The 20653-nt window shown below is 43.5% G+C and carries 17 protein-coding genes and 1 pseudogene; 13 read left to right on the top strand and 5 right to left on the bottom strand.

The genetic code is table 11. From position 1 onward, the window contains the following. Nucleotides 1–172 precede the first annotated feature (172 nt). Together LCD32_RS16225 and LCD32_RS16220 are read left to right on the top strand one after the other, a co-directional pair. The gene (locus tag LCD32_RS16225) at nucleotides 173–1537 is read left to right on the top strand and encodes a sugar porter family MFS transporter (protein WP_089374136.1); all 1365 of its coding nucleotides are present in this window, start codon (nucleotides 173–175) and stop codon (nucleotides 1535–1537) included. Between the two features lie 290 nt (nucleotides 1538–1827). Then, nucleotides 1828–3225 (top strand): bifunctional glycosyltransferase family 2 protein/class I SAM-dependent methyltransferase, encoded by a 1398-nt coding sequence (locus LCD32_RS16220; protein WP_035702248.1) that lies wholly within the window; start codon nucleotides 1828–1830, stop codon nucleotides 3223–3225. 204 nt (nucleotides 3226–3429) lie between these two features. Here the strand turns inward: LCD32_RS16220 and LCD32_RS16215 are convergent, their stop codons facing one another. From LCD32_RS16215 to kduI, 5 genes are all read right to left on the bottom strand, one after another. Next, entirely contained in the window at nucleotides 3430–4575 is a 1146-nt protein-coding gene (locus LCD32_RS16215) for a Ger(x)C family spore germination protein (protein WP_025208098.1), read from the bottom strand. Beyond that, the gene (locus tag LCD32_RS16210) at nucleotides 4572–5672 is read right to left on the bottom strand and encodes a GerAB/ArcD/ProY family transporter (RefSeq protein WP_060781497.1); all 1101 of its coding nucleotides are present in this window, start codon (nucleotides 5670–5672) and stop codon (nucleotides 4572–4574) included. Before LCD32_RS16210 ends, LCD32_RS16215 begins: the two co-directional genes overlap by 4 nt. Nucleotides 5673–5675: 3 nt before the next feature. Continuing rightward, the gene (locus LCD32_RS16205) at nucleotides 5676–7142 is read right to left on the bottom strand and encodes a spore germination protein (protein WP_060781496.1); all 1467 of its coding nucleotides are present in this window, start codon (nucleotides 7140–7142) and stop codon (nucleotides 5676–5678) included. A 104-nt stretch (nucleotides 7143–7246) separates the two neighbouring features. After that, on the bottom strand, nucleotides 7247–8020 hold the full coding sequence (kduD, locus tag LCD32_RS16200) for a 2-dehydro-3-deoxy-D-gluconate 5-dehydrogenase KduD (protein WP_017368170.1): 774 nt from the start codon (nucleotides 8018–8020) through the stop codon (nucleotides 7247–7249). 4 nt (nucleotides 8021–8024) lie between these two features. Beyond that, a complete protein-coding gene (gene kduI / locus LCD32_RS16195) occupies nucleotides 8025–8852 on the bottom strand; it encodes a 5-dehydro-4-deoxy-D-glucuronate isomerase (RefSeq protein WP_052320917.1) in 828 nt (275 codons plus the stop codon). Nucleotides 8853–9109: 257 nt separating this feature from the next. On the opposite strand from kduI, the gene LCD32_RS16190 reads away from it, so the two are divergent. The 11 genes and pseudogenes from LCD32_RS16190 (at nucleotide 9110) to manA (ending at nucleotide 20610) form a co-directional block, all read left to right on the top strand. Further along, entirely contained in the window at nucleotides 9110–10120 is a 1011-nt protein-coding gene (locus LCD32_RS16190) for a LacI family DNA-binding transcriptional regulator (RefSeq protein ID WP_057078964.1), read from the top strand. 86 nt (nucleotides 10121–10206) lie between these two features. Then, nucleotides 10207–11223 (top strand): sugar kinase, encoded by a 1017-nt coding sequence (locus tag LCD32_RS16185; RefSeq protein WP_082181667.1) that lies wholly within the window; start codon nucleotides 10207–10209, stop codon nucleotides 11221–11223. Beyond that, nucleotides 11195–11803, top strand: coding sequence for a bifunctional 4-hydroxy-2-oxoglutarate aldolase/2-dehydro-3-deoxy-phosphogluconate aldolase (locus LCD32_RS16180; RefSeq protein ID WP_060781495.1), 609 nt, complete (start codon nucleotides 11195–11197; stop codon nucleotides 11801–11803). The genes LCD32_RS16185 and LCD32_RS16180 overlap by 29 nt, the downstream gene beginning before the upstream one ends. 109 nt (nucleotides 11804–11912) lie before the next feature. Beyond that, nucleotides 11913–12368 carry a GNAT family N-acetyltransferase gene (locus LCD32_RS16175; RefSeq protein WP_060781494.1) on the top strand — a complete coding sequence of 152 codons (456 nt, stop codon included), beginning with the start codon at nucleotides 11913–11915 and terminating at the stop codon, nucleotides 12366–12368. Between the two features lie 70 nt (nucleotides 12369–12438). After that, nucleotides 12439–13440, top strand: coding sequence for a sugar-binding protein (locus LCD32_RS16170; protein WP_060781493.1), 1002 nt, complete (start codon nucleotides 12439–12441; stop codon nucleotides 13438–13440). Beyond that, nucleotides 13437–14879, top strand: a complete 1443-nt coding sequence (locus LCD32_RS16165; protein ID WP_079919216.1) for a sensor histidine kinase — start codon at nucleotides 13437–13439, stop codon at nucleotides 14877–14879. The genes LCD32_RS16170 and LCD32_RS16165 overlap by 4 nt, the downstream gene beginning before the upstream one ends. After that, the gene (locus LCD32_RS16160; protein ID WP_224564253.1) at nucleotides 14873–16294 is read left to right on the top strand and encodes a response regulator; all 1422 of its coding nucleotides are present in this window, start codon (nucleotides 14873–14875) and stop codon (nucleotides 16292–16294) included. Before LCD32_RS16165 ends, LCD32_RS16160 begins: the two co-directional genes overlap by 7 nt. A gap of 99 nt (nucleotides 16295–16393) precedes the next feature. After that, nucleotides 16394–17662 carry an ABC transporter substrate-binding protein gene (locus tag LCD32_RS16155; protein WP_035389707.1) on the top strand — a complete coding sequence of 423 codons (1269 nt, stop codon included), beginning with the start codon at nucleotides 16394–16396 and terminating at the stop codon, nucleotides 17660–17662. Nucleotides 17663–17720: 58 nt separating this feature from the next. Next, nucleotides 17721–18692 (top strand): carbohydrate ABC transporter permease, encoded by a 972-nt coding sequence (locus tag LCD32_RS16150; protein ID WP_017359986.1) that lies wholly within the window; start codon nucleotides 17721–17723, stop codon nucleotides 18690–18692. Further along, a pseudogene (locus tag LCD32_RS16145) lies at nucleotides 18689–19512 on the top strand (carbohydrate ABC transporter permease). The gene LCD32_RS16150 and the pseudogene LCD32_RS16145 overlap by 4 nt, the downstream one beginning before the upstream one ends. A gap of 147 nt (nucleotides 19513–19659) precedes the next feature. Beyond that, the gene (manA, locus tag LCD32_RS16140) at nucleotides 19660–20610 is read left to right on the top strand and encodes a mannose-6-phosphate isomerase, class I (protein ID WP_007499909.1); all 951 of its coding nucleotides are present in this window, start codon (nucleotides 19660–19662) and stop codon (nucleotides 20608–20610) included. Nucleotides 20611–20653 lie beyond the last annotated feature (43 nt).

Here is a 20653-nt window from a genome sequence, read left to right as displayed (position 1 = left end):
TTTTTCACTAACGCTTAATTGACGTTTCCTTATCTAAAAAAGTTTCAATGATACGCAAATGAAATATATTTGTCATAAAACATCGAAATGTTTGAAATGACAGGAAGTGAGGAAAATGATTTTTCATAGAGAAACATCCAGTCATTACATAGATAAAAGAGGGGTTATGATCATGAAAAATCGGAATGGGTGGCTTTATTTCTTCGGCGCACTTGGCGGCGCCTTATATGGTTACGATACAGGTGTCATTTCTGGCGCTATCTTATTTATGAAAGAGGATTTAGGTTTAAATGCATTTACAGAGGGACTTGTGGTCAGCTCGATTTTAATTGGGGCGATGCTCGGGTCTTCTCTTTCTGGAAAACTGACAGATCAATTCGGACGGAAAAAAGCGATTATTGCCGCAGCCATTTTATTTATTATCGGCGGATTTGGAACAGCCCTTGCACCGAATACGGAGGTCATGGTCTTATTCCGAATCGTGCTAGGACTTGCTGTCGGATGCTCGACGACGATTGTTCCATTATATTTATCTGAACTTGCGCCAAAGGAATCAAGAGGGGCACTTTCCTCATTAAACCAACTCATGATCACATTTGGTATTCTTCTTGCCTATATTGTGAACTACGTTTTAGCAGATGCAGAGGCATGGCGTCTGATGCTTGGAATTGCCGTTGTTCCTTCTGTTCTCTTGTTATGTGGTATTTTGTTTATGCCAGAAAGTCCTCGCTGGCTGTTTGTCCAAGGACAGGCGGACCGGGCGAAAGAAATATTGTCCAAACTTAGACAAAGTAAGCAAGAAGTTGAAGACGAAATTGCGGATATTCAAAAAGCAGAAAGTGAAGAAAAAGGCGGTCTTAAGGAATTACTCGAACCATGGGTGCGCCCCGCTTTAATTGCTGGTGTCGGTTTAGCCTTTTTACAGCAGTTTATTGGGACAAATACGATCATTTATTATGCACCAAAAACATTTACAAGTGTCGGCTTTGGCGATTCAGCAGCCATTTTAGGAACTGTAGGAATTGGTGCAGTCAATGTTGTCATGACGTTTGTTGCGATTAAAATCATTGATCGTGTCGGGCGGAAAGCGTTACTCCTATTTGGAAATGTAGGGATGGTTCTTAGTTTGATTGTTCTAGCAGTGGTCAATCGTTTTTTCGAGGGATCAACAGCTGCAGGGTGGACGACAATTATATGTTTAGGACTTTTCATCGTCATTTTTGCTGTCAGCTGGGGCCCGGTCGTATGGGTGATGCTGCCGGAGCTGTTCCCAGTACATGTCCGGGGAATCGGTACGGGGGTATCGACCTTCCTACTGCATACAGGGAATTTGATCATCTCGCTCACATTCCCAACCTTATTAAGTGCAATTGGCATCAGTAACCTTTTCCTTATTTATGCAGCCATCGGCATAGGTGCCTTCTTATTTGTGAAATATTTAGTCACAGAAACGAAAGGGAAAAGTCTTGAAGAGATTGAAGAAGATTTAAAAAAGAGAAACCGTGCCGTCGTGAATGACGAAGGGGAAACGGTATGAAAAAAGACCAGCTGCATGAGGCAGCTGGTCTCAGCGTGTAGACAAACCCTCGCATTCGGTGTCAGTCCTGTGTGTCGGTGCTCACGAATCTCTCATTCGCTCCGCTCCGATACTCGTCCTTCCTAGACTGCAAAGGTTTTCTATCACGCTGAAAAGAAGACAAAGGGCTAAAAAATTCATTTTAGCCCTTTGTTAAACAAACGTTTAATCAAGAAAGGACAATCACTCATCTTCTGAACGTGCTGCCTATGACATACATATGGAACAGGCGGGCGAAAGGTGGAAATGAGATGAAAGGAAAAACGAGCATTGTGATGCTGACGTACAATGAACTGCACCTAACGAAAAAATGTATCGACAGTATCAAGAAGCATACTCGGCGTGATGAATATGAACTCATTATCGTGGATAATGCTTCATCAGACGGAACAAAGGAATATGTGAGACAACTGGAAGATGTCGTGTTGATCGACAACGAGAAGAATCAAGGTTTTGCCAAGGGCTGTAACCAAGGGGCGAAAAAAGCAACAGGAGATAGTCTTCTTTTTTTAAATAACGACACGATTGTGACCGAAAACTGGCTTTTGCCTTTAAGAGAAGCCCTTTTTGCATCAGATCGTATTGGCATGGTAGGCCCTGTCTCCAATTATGTAAGTGGTCCTCAGCTCGTTCAGCCATCTTACACAGATGTGAAGGAGCTTCCTGCCTTTGCAAAGGCATATACGGCTTCGAGAAAAGGTCAAAGAACATATGTGCATAGACTTGTTGGTTTTTGTTTGCTGGTCAAAAGAGAGCTGATCGAGGATGTAGGGTTATTTGATGAGCGGTTTGTATATGGATCATTTGAGGATGATGACCTTTGTCTGCGCTCATTGCTGAAGGGGTACCAGCTTCAAATCGTCCATGATTCTTTTGTGCATCATCATGGTCATGCTACCTTCAATGCCAATGAAGAAACGAACATCTCTACGTTGTTTGCGGAGAACAGGCTTCGTTTTTTAGATAAATGGGGCATTGATTTAAATCTGATAACGCCCCATCCATATTTTGCAGCACTGCTCCCTGAGGATGCCGGATGTGTGCTGGATGTTGGCTGCGGTGCTGGGGCGACAGGGCTTGAACTGATCAACCGGCAGTCCGTTGACATGTACGGAGTAGAGGCGGATGCATTAAAAGCAGAGATGGCAAAGGCGTATTACAAAGAAGTAATTGAGACAAAAGCGGAGGCGTATCCTTGGTCAGAGAAAGAAGCTTTTTTTGATGCTGTGATCTTTTCTGATGTGTTAGAGCATGTGGCAGATCCATGGAAGATGATTGCTCAAGCGCATGCGTCTTTAAAACCAGGTGGCGTGATTATTTGCTGCTTACCTAATATGATGCATGCGGAAGTACTGCTGCCTTTAATGGCAGGTGATTTTACGTATCAAGATGTGGGGATTTTAGATCGAACACATATGAGATTTTTCACACCAAATACAATGCGGGCGCTCTTTCCAGACCATTTGTTTCATCGCGTGATTGAACAGCCCATCAATGTGCCAATTGATCAAAACGTTCAATTGTTTTTTGACGAAGTGGCGAGAGTAGGAGAGTCACTTGGCTTTCAAACAAAAGCATTATCTGATCAAGTGACGCTCTATCAGCTTTTGATCGTTGCACGTAAAAAAGGCGGTTCCCCCTCCGGGTAATCCGCCTCAGCGTGTAGGCAAACCCTCGCATTCTTTGTCAGTCCTCTGCGCCAGTGCTCGCGAATCCTTCATTCGCTCTGCTCCGGTACTCGTCCTTCCTAGACTGCAAAGGTTTTCTATCACGCTGAAAAGAAGACAAAGGGCTAAAGCAAAGTTCATTTTAGCCCTTTGTCAACCATCTAAGGCGGTCATCCGCCTTTTGTGCTACCATTTAAAGTTTTTCGTTGCGCCTTCTGCACCAAAGTTCAAAATGCTCACTTTTACGTCATATGCAATGTCTACTTCTTGAAATAGTGTATCCCATTCGTTGCGGTGCTGATCCCAAAAGTCTGGATACTTGATGCGCACCTGCCGGTTTAAAAAAATCGGGTCAACACCCACATCTTTTTGCATGTGATTGACAGCTTTTTGAATGCGCTCTTTGATTTTGCGTTCAAAAATGCGCTCAAATCGTTTGATGTATTGCTCATCGTATGAGTTTTCAGGGGGATATTGATCTTCTGATAGTTTCCCGTTTGTTTGTACACTAATTTTAAAGGAGATCTTTCCGTTCTTCAGATAGGGTTCAATCTTGGACTTTGCTTTCTTGATTTCATACGTAATCGGAAAGCCTTTGTAGGTGGCAGGTACGACTCCGCCTGAGATGCGATTCATGACCCAGTTTAAAGATTGGACATCTTTTGCTGGTATGAATCCTATCAGCTTTCGCGTTTTCCCATGGATAATGCCTGCACCATCATAGGTGAGTTCTCCGTTTACGACATCCACACTTTGGACAAGAAAGCTTGTACCCATCTGAAAGTAATCCGACGCTCGGCCAATACGTGTTGGCAGTAAAATCTTCCCGTTAAAGCTCCGGTTTTTTGATGTTTCAAAAATATGCTCGACTGGAACCTTTTGTTGTGATTTTAATTTTTGATTGATGACTTTTGATGCCTCATGGCGTGACACTAAGAGGTAGCTGCTTCTTCGAACCTCATCATCTCGTATAAAGTGGTTGAGTGTCCCTTGAATATCATGATGTTCAGCTTGATCTTTGCCAAACAAAAAGATTTTGAGGTGATCACTGTAAATCGGCGGGTCCTTCAAAGCGACATTGCTGACTGCTTCCAGTACATTTTTCCCCTTTGAGACGACATTCACATAGCCAGGGGAGTCTGCTTCTTGTGTTCCGCCCATTTTAGGGACAAGGTTTTGATAGGTGAGTTTGACTCCGTTATCATCTTCCTCGTCAATGCCAACACCGCGCACAAACGATAATTTCTCAATATCTTTTAAGTCCCAGCAACCTGTCGATAAAAGCAAAAGACAGCAAGACAAAAAGATGAGCCATAAACGCCGTCCTTTCATGCAGATCGACCTCCCCATTTTTTACGTATCATGAGCAGAATAGCTGTTATAAAAGGAATCGCTAAAACAGCGAATAATGCATAGCCGAGTAAAGTCGAGTAGTAAAAGACTTCATTGATATTTCTCGGAAAAAGAGAGAGAGCTGAGGTCAGCAAAAACAGTAACCATAGCAGTCTCGTTAAATTGGTTGTCTTAAACACCGTTTGACAGCCTTTAATAGCAAATTGGAAAAAGCCAAGCATACAAATAAACTGCTGGCACGTCCAGATCGTCAGTAAGAAAATATCAAAGCGTTCAATGAAGACCCCTTCTAGTTCTAGCGCTTGAATGAGTGAGACAGTGGGCCAGGTGAGTGATTTCGTTTCTCCAACTGTCATGGAACCAATCACAATAAAGAGCGTGAGGGAGTAAATAAGTGTGGTGATCCCTACCCCGATCGCTGCGGCCCATTTCGCTTTTGACCATTTGTCTTTATAGACAAGCGGTACGACAAACAAAATGACTTCAAAGCCTGTAAATTGAATAAATGTTTGAGAGAACAAATTACTAAAATCTTTAAACCCGTGAGCCATTACCGGGCGTAAGTAATCAAAATCAAATATTTTCAAACTAAACAGCATGAGCCCAATGTAAATGATCATGGTCATCGGATAAATATATGTCACCATTTTCACTACCGGAAAAATGCCGCTTTTTAAATGATAGATCGCCACCAGTAAAAAAATCATCACAATCACTGTCATCGGGGTCGATTGCAACAGGAAAAATTGAACCACTTCCCCCAGTACACGCGCCTCAAAGCCAACAATGGCTAGTAAATAACCGATCAGCATTAGGTTAAAGATCGTACCAAAGAAGGCACCGGCTCCTTTTGTATTCGATTCAAAAATGGTATCCGGTGCATTTTTCTCCGCAATCCAACCTAGCAAAAAAGCAACGAAAGCAAAGATGACTCCCTGTATCAATACAATGATCCAGCCATCAGGGAATCCTGAATTGGCAGAACTGCGTGGAATGGTTAAAATTCCAGCGCCTATCATTGTAGAACTGCACAGAATGGTGACTTGTAACAATGATAGCTTCTCAGCTCTGTACATCGTTTAATCTCCTTGTCTTTTGAGATTTTTTGTCTTGGCTGTTTTCGGTCTCGATTTAAATAGCCCTATTGGTAAACGAACGTACGTATCTTTTAAATCTGAAAACGGTGAAGACAAAACAGGTGTGAAATAGTCAAAACCAAAGGTCTTTAGCTGCATCAAGTGACAAAGTACAAATAAATAACACATGATGAGGCCGTATAATCCAAACATGGCTGAACTGAAGATCGCCATAAACCGCAGGATGCGTAAGGGAAAGCTGAAATCATATGATGGAGCAGTGAAATCGGCTAGTGCCGTCAGAGACACAATAATGACCATTAAGGCACTGACGATATTGGCTTGGACAGCCGCCTGTCCAATAATGACGCCGCCAATCAGTCCAATCGTCTGCCCGATCGCCCTAGGAAGACGAAGTCCAGCTTCCCGCAGCAGTTCAATCGTAAACGACATCAAAATGGCTTCCACTACAGGAGGAAAGGGCACATTTTGCCGGCTACCTGCGATGGTCAGTGCCATTCGTGTTGGTAATAAACCAGGATGATAGGAAACAAGGGCGATATAGAGTCCCGGTAAAAAGATCGTCAAAAGCACGGCAATATAACGGAGCAAACGCAAAAGAGTCGCACTTGTCCATCTTTGATAATAATCCTCCGGTGATTGCATCAAGGCAGTGAGAGTCATCGGCATAATGAGGGCAAATGGCGTCCCATCGAGCAAAATAGACACCTTTCCTTCTAGCACAGAGGCAATCACCCGATCAGGACGTTCTGTATTTTGAATCTGCGGGAAAATAGAGATATGACTGTCTTCAATCAGCTGTTCTATGTAGCCGGACTCAGGAATATCATCCATTTTGATTTGCTTCATACGAGAGAATACATCATCTACTAGTTTGGGGTCTGCGATATCACGAACATACACAAGAGCAGCAGATTTCTTGTTGCGAGTTCCTATGTTTACCTTTTGAATGACAAGGTTCGGATCATTTGCTCTTTCACGAAGCAATGCCGTGTTTTTTTCAAGATTTTCAATAAATCCAATCCGGGGTCCTCTTACAAGGACTTCTGATTGCGGCTCCTCTACTTCTCTAAATTGAAAAAGATTCGTATGGAGCGCAAGCGCTTGAGTGGCCCTATCCACAAATAAAATAGCCCTGCCGCTGTATAACTGCTCGATGGCAAGGTTCATATCTTCCAGCACATCATTTTGAATACCAAAGAACGTTTTAGAAAGGGAAGAAAGTGTGGTGTGGTCGACCTTGGTGATGGTCAGTTCCTTTTGCATAGGTGAAATGATTTGTTTGGAAAGCATCTCAAATTCTGTGAGTCCTTCAACGTACACGAGACATGCAGAGACAGCGGAAGGACCAAATGAAAAAGAGTGGAACACGATATCATCACTTTTGCCGGCAAAGCTTTTGACACGCTGAATGACGGACTCTATATCTTGTTCAATACGACTTTTCATAATACCTCACCCTCATGTCTTTTTTTATAGAGTGACTCGGAAGGAGAAGAATTATGCAAATAGAAAAAAGAGAATCCCCTAAAATAGGAATTCTCTTCACATGTTTATCTCGCCAGCCAGCCGCCATCTACGGCTAAAATATGACCGTTCATATAATCAGAGGCAGGGGAGCTGAGAAAGACGGCGGCACCTGCTAGATCTTCAGGCCGTCCCCAGCGTCCAGCGGGGATTCGTTTCAGAATCTCTTCATTCCGGTTCGCATCGTCACGAATGGCTTGCGTGTTATTGGTTGCAATATAACCAGGTGCGATCGCATTGACCTGAATATGCTGACTTGCCCATTCATTTGCAAAAGCTTTCGTCAAACCTGCGACAGCATGCTTACTTGCTGTATAAGCGGGAACAAAGACACCACCTTGAAATGATAGAAGGGAAGCGATATTGACAATTTTCCCTCGCCCTTTTTTCAGCATCTGCTGTCCGACCTTTTGCGTGAGGAAAAAGAGACTGTTGATATTCACATCCATCACAGTATGCCAGTTTTCCTCTGAATATTGAGCGGCCTCTTCTCTTTTAATGGTCCCAGCATTATTAATCAAAATATCAATTGAATGCTGCTTTAAAAGGGCATCAACATCCCGCTTTGCGGACTGAGGATCTGAAAAGTCTACTTGAATCGCATGAAATGATCTGCCGGTCTGTTCGACAAGTTCTTTTGTTTCATCAAGCGGCGTATGGTGGTAGGTGCCGATGATATCTGCACCTGAACGGGCAAGCGCTACGGCAATCCCTTGCCCAATACCAGTTCCAGGACCTGTGACAAGAGCTGTTTTGCCTTCGAGGGAAAAGAGGGACGCTACATATGATGTCGACGTCATCTCATTACCTCAGCTGGTCCATCGGGACAAAGTCCATATCTTTAAACGTATAGTTTTCTCCCGCCATTGCCCAAATAAATGAATAATTTGCTGTACCTGAGCCTGAATGAATGGACCAGGCAGGTGAGATGACGGCTTCTTCATTTGCCACAACGAGATGTCTCGTTTCAGATGGCTCCCCCATAAAATGAAAGACACGTGCGTCTTCCTCTATATCAAGATATAAGTACACTTCCATCCGCCGGTCATGTATATGAGCAGGCATCGTGTTCCATGTGTTATTGGTTTCAAGCTGAGTGATGCCCATCATAAGCTGGCAGCTTTGGATGCCGTCTGCATGAATGACCTGATACAGATTCCGTACGTTCGAGGCGGATGCTTCCCCTAAATGATTCGGTGTTAATTCAGCGATCGCAGCCTTTTGTGTCGGATACGCTCTATGAGCGGTGGCTGACACAAGATAAAATTTGGCCTGCTCACCTGATGAACTAGCAAACTGTACATGTTCGTGTCCAAGTCCAATATATAAGAAATCTTTATGCTCCAGCATAAATGACTCACCATCGACTGTAACCGTACCTTGGCCGCCGACATTTACAATGCCAATTTCCCGTCTTTCAAGAAAATATTCTGTACGTAAAAAGTCGCCGGCATCTAGCTTGATCGGTTCTGATGTCGGCATAACGCCGCCAATCACCACACGGTCCTCATGCGAATAATACAGCTTCAATTCACCACTGACAAAAAGTGTCGGAATATGAAAATGACGACGAAGTTCCTCTGTTGTAAAACGCTTGACCTGCTCAGGATGTACAGCATAACGATTTTCCATTTGAGATAAGCCTCCCTTTCCATCTGAAACATATGATTGTTTTATTTGGTATCGGTTTCAAGGAAAATTCTAGAGGAAAAAGAGAGCGGCGTCAACCGTTAATTTGAAATCGCTTTCTTTAATTGTATAAAAGCTTTTTTTCTTCATGTTCATGAAAAAAATCTTCTGATACAGTTCAACTTGTGGTATGCTTTTTTTAAGTTTATTTGAAATCGGTTTCGAAACAAATGAGAAGATCGATCTTGGGAGTTTTTTGTATGAAAGAGAAAAAGCAAACGAAAGTCACCATTAACGAAGTTGCTGCATATGCAGGTGTCTCAAAATCAACGGTATCCAGATACATCAATGGCAGAACAAATGAAATTTCTCCTGAAAAGGTAAAAAAGATTAAAAAAGCCATTGAGGAGCTCCATTACCGTCCGAGTCAGCTTGCCCAAGGATTGAAAGTAAGAAAGAGCAAGGTCATTGGTTTTATTGTGGCTGATATTACGAACCCGTTCTCTGTTGCGACACTACGTGGTGTGGAAGAGATTTGTGATGAATATGGATACAGCATCATGGTGTGCAACACAGATAATCGTCCAGAAAAAGAACGAGAAATGCTTCTGAAGCTGCATGCGCATTATATTGAAGGGCTGATCATTAATACGACGGGTCAAAACAATGACATTTTGCAAGACTTTAAGCAAAATGGTGTACCGATTGTTCTTGTTGACCGTAAGTTACCTGAACTCAAGGTCGATACCGTCACAACGAATAACCGTGACATCACGGCTCGTCTACTTCATCAGATGTATGAAAAAGGCTACGAACATATCGCTTTCTTTACTGAGCCGGTCGATGGGATTAGTCCACGTGAAGAACGAAAAGAAGCCTATGAACAGACGGCCATGAGTCAACATAAGACACCTATGATTGCAGAAATCAATTTGAAGCAAAAGGAACAAATGCGAGATGAGATTTGTCGGTTTTTACAATCAAACCATCAGAAAAAAGCGATTTTAGCAGGCAATGGATTACTTATGCTGAAGCTCATCAGTGAACTCGTCGATCTTGGGGTGAAGATACCTGAGGAGATAGGCATTGCTGGATTTGATGATACAGAATGGTATAAGCTGATCGGGCCAGGCATCACTACGGTGGCGCAGCCATCTCATGAGATGGGGAGAGCGGCGATGCAAAAAATCAAGACGCGTCTTGAAGGGGATAAGAGTGCACCCCAGACCATTCAACTTGATGGAGAAATCATTGTGAGAAAATCTTTATAAACGTCAGGCAGAGAAGAGTATACATACGTGCATGCTCTCTCTTTTTCAACTGTTTTGAAACCGGTACCAAGAAAGGGGAGAAATCAGTGAAAGCATTGGATGTGATCACATTTGGGGAATCAATGGCGATGTTTTATGCAAAAGAAATTGGCGAGCTTCACCAAGTGCATACGTTTCAAAAAGCACTTGCTGGTGCAGAGAGTAATGTTGCGGTCGGCTTGGCAAGATTAGGCTTTAGCGTTGGCTGGATGAGCAAGGTCGGGGCGGACTCACTTGGTACATTTATTTTAGAAGAGCTTCAAAAAGAAGGGGTCGATACGAAGGCAGTACTCCGTTCAAATGATGGAGCCAAAACAGGGATATTGCTTAAATCAAAAGTCATCGATGGAGACCCTGATGTGACGTACTACCGAAAAGACTCTGCTGCGAGTACATTGAACCCAAGCGATTTCCCGTCCACTTATTTTCAGCAGGCAGGACATCTTCATATGACCGGAATCCCGCCTGCTGTGTCTAGTGAAATGAGAGCGTTTTCTTTTCATGCCCTTAAAGAAATGAAAGAAGCAGGAAAAACCATTTCCTTTGACCCGAACCTTAGACTTCAACTATGGGAAGAGGAAGAAGACATGATTCATACGGTGAATCAGATGGCTGCTCAAGTAGATTGGTTTTTCCCAGGGCTTGCAGAAGGTCAAAGACTCACGGGATGTGATGATCCGGAAGCAATTGCGGATGTTTATTTACAAAAAGGCGTCAAGCTTGTGGTCATTAAACTGGGAGCGGAAGGAGCCTATTTCAAAAGTGCATCCGGCCAAGGTGTAGTGGATGGTTTCCATGTGTCTCATGTCGTGGATACAGTCGGAGCTGGTGATGGATTTGCAGTGGGAGTGATGAGCGGTCTGCTGGACGGTTTATCATATGAAAAATCGGTAGCAAGAGGCAATGCCATTGGAGCACTTGCAGTCATGTCCCCAGGAGATCACGAGGGACTGCCGACTCGAAAAGAGCTTCAGGCATTTATAAAAGAAGCCAAACGATATCAAAGGCGACACGATATGAAGGGAGATGAGAGGTATGGGAAAGTCAGCAAGTATGAGCGTTAAAGAGAAGCTCGCAGCTTGTAAACTCATTGCGGTGGTCAGAGCAGGTAGTGAAGCAGAGGGGATAGAGATGATTGCTCGTTTAAAGAAAAAAGGGGTGCGGGCCATCGAAGTGACATATACCACGCCCAAAGCAGAGCGGATCATTGCATCTTACCAGCATGACCACGACTTGATTGTCGGAGCCGGAACGATTACAACACTTGAGCAGGCACAATCAGCCATTGAAGCCGGCTCTCAATTTATCGTCAGCCCGGGATATCTTCCTGTCATCGGAGAGCACCTATCTTTTCACGATACACTTTACGTTCCAGGTGTTTTGACCCCGAGTGAAATTATGCAGGCAAAAGCAAATGGATACAGCGTGTTAAAGCTTTTTCCGAGCGGCGCCTTCGGTTTGTCCTATATGAAAAATTTGCAAGGCCCGTTTCCAGAGATTGAGTTCATCCCAACAGGAGGCATTCATCCAGTCGATGTGCCAAAGTGGCTTGAAGCAGGAGCCGTGGCAGTGGGTGTCGGCAGCCAGCTTGAAAGCAGTACAGCAGAAGAATTACAGGCTGTTCTTTCTTCCACCATCATGTAGTTCACATAAACAACCGGCGGATGACTGCCGGTTGTTTGTTCGTTTATCTGACATAAAAGATGGGAAGGCACTTCTCTTCACGTAAAATGAGCATAAAGGAGAGGTCGATATGTACATTCAACAAGATGAACTAAAAGATGGTCAAATTGAACAATTGATTCAAGCTCATTTAGAAGAGATGAAAAAACATTCACCGCCAGAAAGCATTCATGCCCTTTCGTTAGACGATCTGAAAAAACAAGACGTCACAGTATGGAGTGCAAGGGATGGAGAGGCGCTTCTTGGCTGCGGAGCCATCAAGGAGCTATCAAGTGAACATGGTGAACTCAAATCGATGAGGACGGCAGCAGCCCATATGCGAAAAGGCGTGGCGAAGCATCTGTTGACCCACCTTCTCCAAGAGGCGAAGCGGCGGGGGTATAAAAGAGTGAGCCTTGAAACAGGTGCGATTGCTTTCTTTGAACCGGCAAGAAAATTATATGAGAGCTTTGGCTTTCAATATTGCCCGCCTTTTGGTTCATACCAAGAAGATCCGAACAGTTTATTTATGACAAAGGAATTATAGAGGTCGAGAGAGTATGCTTTTATAAGCAGCTCTTTTTTTATGCGGCAACAATGGAAGGAGGCGGATGTGAATGAAAAGGTCGAAGTTGTTCGGAATAGGCGCATTTCTCACATTTTGTGTCGTATCTGTTCTTTTTTTATCTGTATTAGGTCAAGATTTAGTTAAAATTGAAAGCGCTTCCGAAGAGGCAGTATCAACTTATCAATATCACTTTGTTCTTGTACCGGAGGAACTTGATAATGAATATTGGCAATTGGTGCAAAAGGGAGCTGCTGATGCGGCGGAAGTTCATCGGGTGTATCTTGAATACCTAGGTCCAAAGCAGGCTGATTTGGATGATCACCTGAAAACCATTGATATGGCGATTGCTGGTCATGTGGATGGCATTATGACGCAAGGGCTTGATGCAAAGAGATACAAACCGCTCTTTCAAAAAGCAAGAGAGAAAGGTATAGATGTCGTCACAGTCGATACCGATGCAGAGGGGAGCAAGCGTCAAGTGTATGTCGGAACAGATAACTATTATTCTGGCTTTATCGCCGGACAGGCACTCATCGCCGATACAAAAGGTGAACAGTATGTGGGCATTGTGACGGGACGGCTTGATGCGATTCACCAGAAGCTTCGCGTGAAGGGGTTTCGAGATGCCGTTTCTGGTGAGAAACGCATTCATATTGCTGGAATAGAAGAGTCGGCGATTACGAAATCAGGTGCTTCCGGTGCTGCGTATAAATTGTTAAATGATCATACGCAGCTCACCGCATTTTATGGAACAAGTGCATTAGACGGTGTCGGCATTATTCAAGCAACAGAGCAATATCATTCATCTAAAGATGTTTATGTGCTCGCATTTGATACTCTGCCTGATACGATTCAAGCGCTGGATGATGGGAAAATTGATGCAGTGGTTGTACAGCACCCTTATGAAATGGGCTATCAAGCGGTTGAATCTCTTGTTCGTTTGCAACAAGGGGATAAACAAGAACCGCTGCAGTACACAGGGACGAGTGTGATTCGGCGAGGAGACCTGCCCCTTCATCAAACGGAAAGACCACAGGGGGTTCAGCCATGAAGAGAATTCGAAGTAAGTTATTATTGGCTTTTTTAATTCTTGTGCTCCTTGGCAATGTGGCCGCTTTTTTTGTGTATTGGAGCAGTTCAAAAATCACATCAGAATATAGCAAGAGCTTTCGTTCCTTTCTCCTGCTGAATGATATTTCGACAGAGGCAAAAACGATGTATGAAAAGGTCAACGCCTTTGCCATCGAAAAGGATCAGGCGTTTGCCAAGGGCTATGCTGAATCAAAACAGAAAATGACATCATATGACCAAGCATTACTCAAAGATGCAGGGCTTCATGCCGCCATCCCGTCCATTGAAAAATATCAATATATGATGCGGACGCTCATAAACGAAAGTGATGCGACAATGAATCATGTCAAAAAAGGGAAAATCAAAGAATATGCTGCAAGTGTGAAAGAAGTAAGAACCGTGTCCTCTTATATCCAAGAACAGACAATGACTCTTTTGGATGATGAATTATCTGAGTATCAAGTACTCTACCAATCCCTTCAAAAAAGACATCAAACGTATGCGCTTTTTACTCTATGTCTGTTTACATTATCGATAGGCATCGCTTTATGGATGGCCTATATCATTGCGGGTGGAATTTCAAGACCGATCGTTCATCTGTCTCGAAGTGCCAAAGAAGTATCAGAAGGAAATTTTGATGGTCCGAATTTGCATGTGTCATCAAAGGACGAAATCTCTGTGTTAAATCATGCCTTTGAGCGAATGCGGCGAGAGATGAAGGTCATGATTGAAGAGATGAAACAAAAGGCCGCTTTAGATCAGAAAATTAAAGACATGAAGCTGAAAACACTACAAAACCAAATGAATCCACATTTTTTATTTAATACATTAAACATCGTTTCACGTATGGCGTACTTAGAATCAGCTGATGCGACATCGAGATTGATACAATCCGTTTCTACGCTGATGCGGTATTCGCTATCTCCTCTCAGCGCATCTGTTACGTTAGAACAAGAAGTGAAAGTGGTAAAAGAATATTTTCATATACAAGAAACAAGATTTTCTGATCGTATTACATGCAAAACGACCATAGATGAGTCGTGTCTATCTGTTCACATTCCGAGCCTTACATTGCAGCCGCTTGTCGAAAATGCCTTTATTCATGGGGTAGAACCAAAAGAGGAAGGGGGGCTTGTAGAGCTCTCTATTGATCGAGATGATGGCTTTGTCATGATTCGGATTCGGGATAATGGACTTGGCATCAGTGATCAAGAGAAAAAGAGATTGCTATCGCAAGAGGAAGAAGATCATTCAGACACACGTAGTAAAGGTCACTCGACAGGAATTGGTCTTCGAAATGTGATGTCGAGGCTGCGTTTGTTTTACGGAGTGCAGGATGCCCTTCAAATTGATTCAAAGCCAAACGAAGGGACCACCATTCAATTGACAATACCAATCAAGGAGGAACGAGCATGCTGAACGTGCTGATTGTGGATGATGAAAAAATTGAACGAATGGCGATGCGTAAGTTCATGACCGAATGGCTGCCAGACTGTCATATTGCAGGGGAAGCTGCGAATGGAAAAAAGGCGGTGGAATTGGCGCGGTCTAAGCCAATTGACCTTGTGCTCATGGATATTCAGATGCCAGGCATGGATGGACTCACAGCGATCAAACAGATCAAAGCAAGCTGTCCTCATACTAAATTTATTATGCTGACAGCCTACGATACATTTGATTATGCCAAGCAAGCCATGCAGGAAGGGGTCAAACAATACCTTGTCAAACCAGCTGATAAAGACGAAACCATTACAGCGATCCGTTCTGTTGCGGCAGAAATACAGCAGGAGGTCTCCCTGCGGCAGGCGGAGAAAGTCAATCAGCAGTCAAAATGGCTGGAAGCTCATGTGTTGAACGGTCAATCTTATTCCTCCACAGTGTTTGAGCGGCTGTTTCAGGATTTTCAAGCAGGTCTAGTGATCGCTGTTCAGCGGACAGGCGGGGATCAACTCCTGAATCATTTGCAGGAGTCTGCTCTTTTTCAAGCAGTGCCTATCCAAGTGAGCGGTGAGCTGTTCACATGCTTGATTTACAGCCGTCAATCACCTGGTCATCTAAAGGCGAATGTACTGCAAGCCATTCGCGCTGCCATGACAAGCGAGCAGCATTCACCTGTCATTGTTGGCATGGGTCATCCTGTCTCAAATCCACTTCAACTTCAGAAAAGTGCGGCAGAAGCGAAGCTTTCCTATTATCAGCGAAAAAAAGATGACGGTGCGGTTCGTTATGGCTTTTACTATACAGATAGACAATCTTACGTATTGATCAACTTGCCTGAGCTTGCCGATGACATGATGCTGGCACTAGAAGAAGGGAGAAGAGATGATGCTCTTGCTTACTATGATGCCTTCCAATTAGAAGGTGCAACCATTTCTCATGTGAAAGAGCTGCTCATTTTACTCAAATCACGACTTCGTGCAGATGTGCCGATTCTGGCTATCACTACAGAAACAGAATGCCGCCAATGCTGTGAACATTTATTTGATCTGTATGAAGCAAGAACCCAGACGGTGAATGATATAGAACGGGCGAAACGATACATTCAAACACATTTTTGCGAACATATCACGCTGGAGCAAACGGCCGCCTATGTTGATTTAAGCCCGACGTATTTCACCAAACGCTTTAAGGATGAGACAGGTCTGACGTTTAAAGAATATGTGACGACCTGTAGGATGGATAAAATGAAGAAGCTACTGAAAGAGAGTTCGCTTAGTTTAAAAGAAATCACCTATCAAGCAGGATATACTGATCCGAATTACGTCAGTCGTGTGTTTAAAAAAATGGTTGGCTGTTCACCGAAGGAATATCGAAAACAGGTCGTAAAAAAATGAAGAATTTCATAAAAAAGTGAAGAAGTTTGCCTGAAAAAAGGCAAGGATCTGCCAGTATACTTATTTTGATAACGCTTACAAAATAGGGATGGGGGATCCATGATGAAGTTTAAATTAGGCTTTACTTTATTGGCACTCTGTATGCTGGTCGTCTCTGCTTGCAGTTCATCGACGAACTCAGATGCAAAAAAAGAGGGCGGAGCGGAGAAACTAGAAATTTTCTCTTGGTGGACTGGTGCAGGTGAGGAAGACGGACTGAAGGCACTCATTCAATTGTTTGAAGAGAAAAATAAAGACATTCCAATTGAAAATGCAGCTGTCGCTGGTGGCGCTGGTACGAATGCAAAGGCTGTTCTAACAAGCCGGATGCAAGGAGATGATCCGCCAGCTACTTTCCAAGTACACGGGGGAGCAGAGCTGAATGAGAGCTGGGTAGCCGCAGGTAAAATGGAGCCGCTGGATGACCTTTATGAGAAAGAAGGCTGGAAGGATAAATTTCCAGAATCACTGATTGACCTTGTGAGCAAAGACGGGAAAATCTATTCCGTTCCAGTGAATATTCACAGAGGCAATGTGCTTTGGTATAACAAAAAAGTATTTGAAGATCAGGGCTTAGAACCGCCAACGACGTTTGATGAATTTTTCAAAACAGCCGATGCCTTAAAGAAAAAAGGGATTACTCCACTTGCGCTTGGGGATAAAGAACCTTGGGCAGCAACTCATTTGTTTGAGAGCGTTCTTTTAGGTGTACTAGGCGCCGATGATTATCAAAAACTTTGGGCGGGCGACTTAAAAATGGATGATGCAAAAGTGAAGGAAGCGGCAGACATCTTTGGACGTATGCTCGAATACGTCAACGACGATCATAGCTCGCGTAACTGGCAGGATGCCTCACAGCTCGTGGCAAAAGGGGAAGCTGCAATGAATGTCATGGGCGACTGGGCAAAAGGATACTTTGTAAATGATCTAGATTTGAAGGTAAATAAAGACTTTGGATACGTGGCAACTCCTGGTACGGAGGGTAGCTTTATGGTTATCACGGATACATTCGGACTGCCGAAAGGTGTCAAACAGCCAGAAAACGTAAAAAAATTCTTATCTGTCTTAGGATCTGTGGAAGGACAGGATGCGTTTAATCCGCTGAAAGGGTCAATACCGGCACGTGTGGATGCAGATGTATCAAAATATGATGAATACGGAAAATCGGCAATGAAGGCGTTTAAAGAGTCAAAGCTGGCACCGTCTCTTGCGCATGGCTCAGCTGCTGAAGAAGGTTTTGTCACGAAGGCGAACCAAGCCGTCAATATTTTCGTGACACAAAAAGACAGCAGCCAGTTCGTTTCTTCTTTAAAAGATTCAATGAAATAAAGATGAAAGAGGCGGCCGTTAGGCACCGCCTCTTTTTTAAAAAAAGGAGTGTAGCTTCATGCGCATGGACACATCGCCGACCACAAAAACACCAGCAGCAAAAGTGAAACGTGTTCGGAAAAAATGGAATGGAGACCAGCTGCTTGCCCTGCTATTTTTAGCACCGTCAGCTGTTTTATTATTCATTTTTGTTTACGGCTTTATTGGCTGGACAGGATATGTTTCATTATCGAACTGGACCTCGCTTGTTCCTGATTTTTCTTTCGCAGGTATGAAAAATTATGTCATGCTGTTTCAAGATTTTCGCTTTCAGTCAGATCTTCGAAACACGGTCTTTTTTACATTATTCTTTATTGGAGCAGTCATTGCTTCTGGGCTTGTACTGGCCATTTTACTAGACCAGAAGATCAAGGGGGAATCACTTTTTCGGAATCTCTTTTTCTTTCCGATGGCCCTTTCCTTTGTGGTCACAGGTGTTGTGTGGCAATGGATCCTAAATCCATCAACTGGGGTGAATCTGTTTTTAAAAACACTCGGCATCCAGCCCAAGTGGTACACGGATACGAACATTTTAGCTGGATTTGTCTGGGGGAAAATTGAGTTTGGTGTACCGGCAGCAATGATTGCAGTTGTCATCGCTGCTGTGTGGCAGATGACAGGGTTCTCACTTGCGATGTATTTGGCTGGTCTTAGAGGCATTCCAGAGGAAGTGAGAGAGGCTGCTAGAATGGATGGCGCAACCGAGTGGCAAATCTACTGGAAAATCATTTTCCCGCTGTTAAAACCAATCACAGCGAGTGTCGTCATTATCATGGCACATATTTCTTTAAAGATCTTCGATTTGATTTACTCGATGACAGGACCAGGTGCAAACTTTGTCACCGATGTGCCAGGTGTGTATATGTTTGAAATGACCTTTAGAGGAAACCATTATGCAGGTGGTGCCGCCATTGCGATCGTTATGCTGATTTCTGTTGCGGTCTTTATCGTGCCGTATCTCCTGTCTAGCCGGAAGGGGGCTTCATCATGACCGCAAGAGGGTTTGTCCGTCCAGTTCTTTATGCGTTATTAATACTGTGCAGTTTGTTTTTTCTCATGCCTGTTTATGTCATGCTCGTCTCACAAGCTTAAAGCCATTAGGTGAAGTGACCCTTGAGCGAATGTGGTCGCTTCCATCTACACTTGATTTCTCAAGCTACAAAATCGCTTTTGAAAAGTTATCACCTAATTTAATGAATTCTCTTTATCTAGTCATTCCTGCTACCTTATTGTCAGCTGTATTAGGTGCGATGAATGGCTATGTGCTGTCTAAATGGCGCTTTAAAGGATCAGAAGTGGTGTTTACCTTCATGCTGTTCGGTATGTTTATTCCATACCAAAGTATCCTCATTCCACTTATTCAATTTTTACGTGAAATCGGCTTGTATAACTCCATTCCGGGACTTGTACTTGTCCATGTCGTATATGGCCTGCCAATCACAACACTCATGTTCCGCAATTTTTATGTGAGCATTCCTGATGAAATGATTGAATCAGCGAAGATGGATGGGGCCGGATTTATCGGGATCTTCAGACATATGATTCTGCCGCTTTCCATCACAGGGTTTGTCGTGGTTGCCATTTGGCAGTTCACAAATGTGTGGAATGAGTTTCTATTTGCGGTTACTATGACCACGGCAGAGAATCAGCCGGTCATGGTTGCGTTGCAAAATTTATCAGGCAGTCAAATTGTGCAATGGAATGTTCAAATGGCAGGGGCCATCTTGGCTGCGCTGCCGACACTTTTGGTCTATATTCTACTCGGAAAATACTTTGTGAAAGGGCTTCTTGCAGGCTCAGTCAAAGGGTAAATTGATTTTCTTGTTATCGTTTTCATTCGGTGTACTGAAAGGATTGACTTCTCTTTAGATAGCGTCATAATAAAAGTTGAGACTTGCTAGTTTTCATTATGCTAGTCAAGGATTATCAAAGGGTAGCAAAGGGAGGAGTCATCCTGAATGAAGCAGTCACCAATTTTTTTACTGCCTGAATTGAAGGAGAGAATATGGGGAGGTACAGCCTTAAGGGATCAATTTGGCTATGATATTCCTTCTGATCAAACGGGAGAATGCTGGGCAATTTCTGCTCATCCAAACGGACCAAGTGTCGTGCAAGACGGTCCATATAAAGGGAAAACGTTGATCGAACTATGGGACAATCACAGAGAATTGTTTGGGGGAATAGAAGGCGATCGCTTTCCGCTCTTAACAAAAATTTTAGATGCAAACCAAGACTTATCCGTTCAAGTTCATCCAGATGATGATTATGCGGAAAGACATGAAAATGGCGAGCTTGGAAAAACAGAGTGCTGGTATATCATTGACTGCAAAGAAGGCGCAGAAATGATCTACGGTCATAATGCAAGGACGAGAACTGAGCTTGTGACCATGATGAACAGCGGAGATTGGGAAGGCCTTTTGCGGCGAGTGAAAATTAAGCCGGGTGATTTTTATTATGTGCCAAGCGGTACCATTCATGCGCTATGTGAAGGCACACTGGTTCTTGAAACGCAGCAAAGTTCAGATACGACCTATCGGGTGTATGATTATGAACGAAAAGACCAAAATGGCCATGAACGTGAACTTCACTTCACGCAGGCCATTGATGTCACAACGGTTCCTCATGTAGACGGTTATGCAGATGAATCAGTAGAAACTCGTCCAGGGGTGACCATTAGAACATTTGTAGAAGCAGAATACTTCTCTGTGTATAAATGGGAAATTGATCAAAAAGTAGAGCTATCGCAAGATTATCCGTTTTTGCTGTGCAGCGTTATTAATGGGGAAGGGTCCTTAGAGCATAATGGACATACATATCCGCTGCCAAAAGGAGCCCATTTTATCCTGCCGGCTGAAACAGGGAACTTCACCATTGAAGGATCTTGTGAACTGATTGTGTCACATATATAAAGATAAAGAGGACTTCGGGAGTCCTCTTTTTTTCTATTGCATA

This window comes from Bacillus sp. RSS_NA_20 (genome assembly GCF_020165915.1).
GTDB classification, from domain to species: domain Bacteria; phylum Bacillota; class Bacilli; order Bacillales; family Bacillaceae; genus Bacillus; species Bacillus altitudinis.
The sequence above is the reverse complement of the archived record's forward strand: the minus strand, read 5'-3'. Positions and strand labels throughout refer to the sequence as shown.

Bases quoted from the DNA above. Each gene is read 5' to 3' on its own strand.
- LCD32_RS16225 (WP_089374136.1), top strand. From the start codon at position 173: ATGAAAAATCGGAATGGGTGGCTTTATTTCTTCGGCGCACTTGGCGGC.
- LCD32_RS16220 (WP_035702248.1), top strand. From the start codon at position 1,828: ATGAAAGGAAAAACGAGCATTGTGATGCTGACGTACAATGAACTGCAC.
- LCD32_RS16215 (WP_025208098.1), bottom strand. From the start codon at position 4,575: ATGAAAGGACGGCGTTTATGGCTCATCTTTTTGTCTTGCTGTCTTTTG.
- LCD32_RS16210 (WP_060781497.1), bottom strand. From the start codon at position 5,672: ATGTACAGAGCTGAGAAGCTATCATTGTTACAAGTCACCATTCTGTGC.
- LCD32_RS16205 (WP_060781496.1), bottom strand. From the start codon at position 7,142: ATGAAAAGTCGTATTGAACAAGATATAGAGTCCGTCATTCAGCGTGTC.
- kduD (WP_017368170.1), bottom strand. From the start codon at position 8,020: ATGACGTCGACATCATATGTAGCGTCCCTCTTTTCCCTCGAAGGCAAA.
- kduI (WP_052320917.1), bottom strand. From the start codon at position 8,852: ATGGAAAATCGTTATGCTGTACATCCTGAGCAGGTCAAGCGTTTTACA.
- LCD32_RS16190 (WP_057078964.1), top strand. From the start codon at position 9,110: ATGAAAGAGAAAAAGCAAACGAAAGTCACCATTAACGAAGTTGCTGCA.
- LCD32_RS16180 (WP_060781495.1), top strand. From the start codon at position 11,195: ATGGGAAAGTCAGCAAGTATGAGCGTTAAAGAGAAGCTCGCAGCTTGT.
- LCD32_RS16175 (WP_060781494.1), top strand. From the start codon at position 11,913: ATGTACATTCAACAAGATGAACTAAAAGATGGTCAAATTGAACAATTG.
- LCD32_RS16170 (WP_060781493.1), top strand. From the start codon at position 12,439: ATGAAAAGGTCGAAGTTGTTCGGAATAGGCGCATTTCTCACATTTTGT.
- LCD32_RS16165 (WP_079919216.1), top strand. From the start codon at position 13,437: ATGAAGAGAATTCGAAGTAAGTTATTATTGGCTTTTTTAATTCTTGTG.
- LCD32_RS16160 (WP_224564253.1), top strand. From the start codon at position 14,873: ATGCTGAACGTGCTGATTGTGGATGATGAAAAAATTGAACGAATGGCG.
- LCD32_RS16155 (WP_035389707.1), top strand. From the start codon at position 16,394: ATGATGAAGTTTAAATTAGGCTTTACTTTATTGGCACTCTGTATGCTG.
- LCD32_RS16150 (WP_017359986.1), top strand. From the start codon at position 17,721: ATGCGCATGGACACATCGCCGACCACAAAAACACCAGCAGCAAAAGTG.
- manA (WP_007499909.1), top strand. From the start codon at position 19,660: ATGAAGCAGTCACCAATTTTTTTACTGCCTGAATTGAAGGAGAGAATA.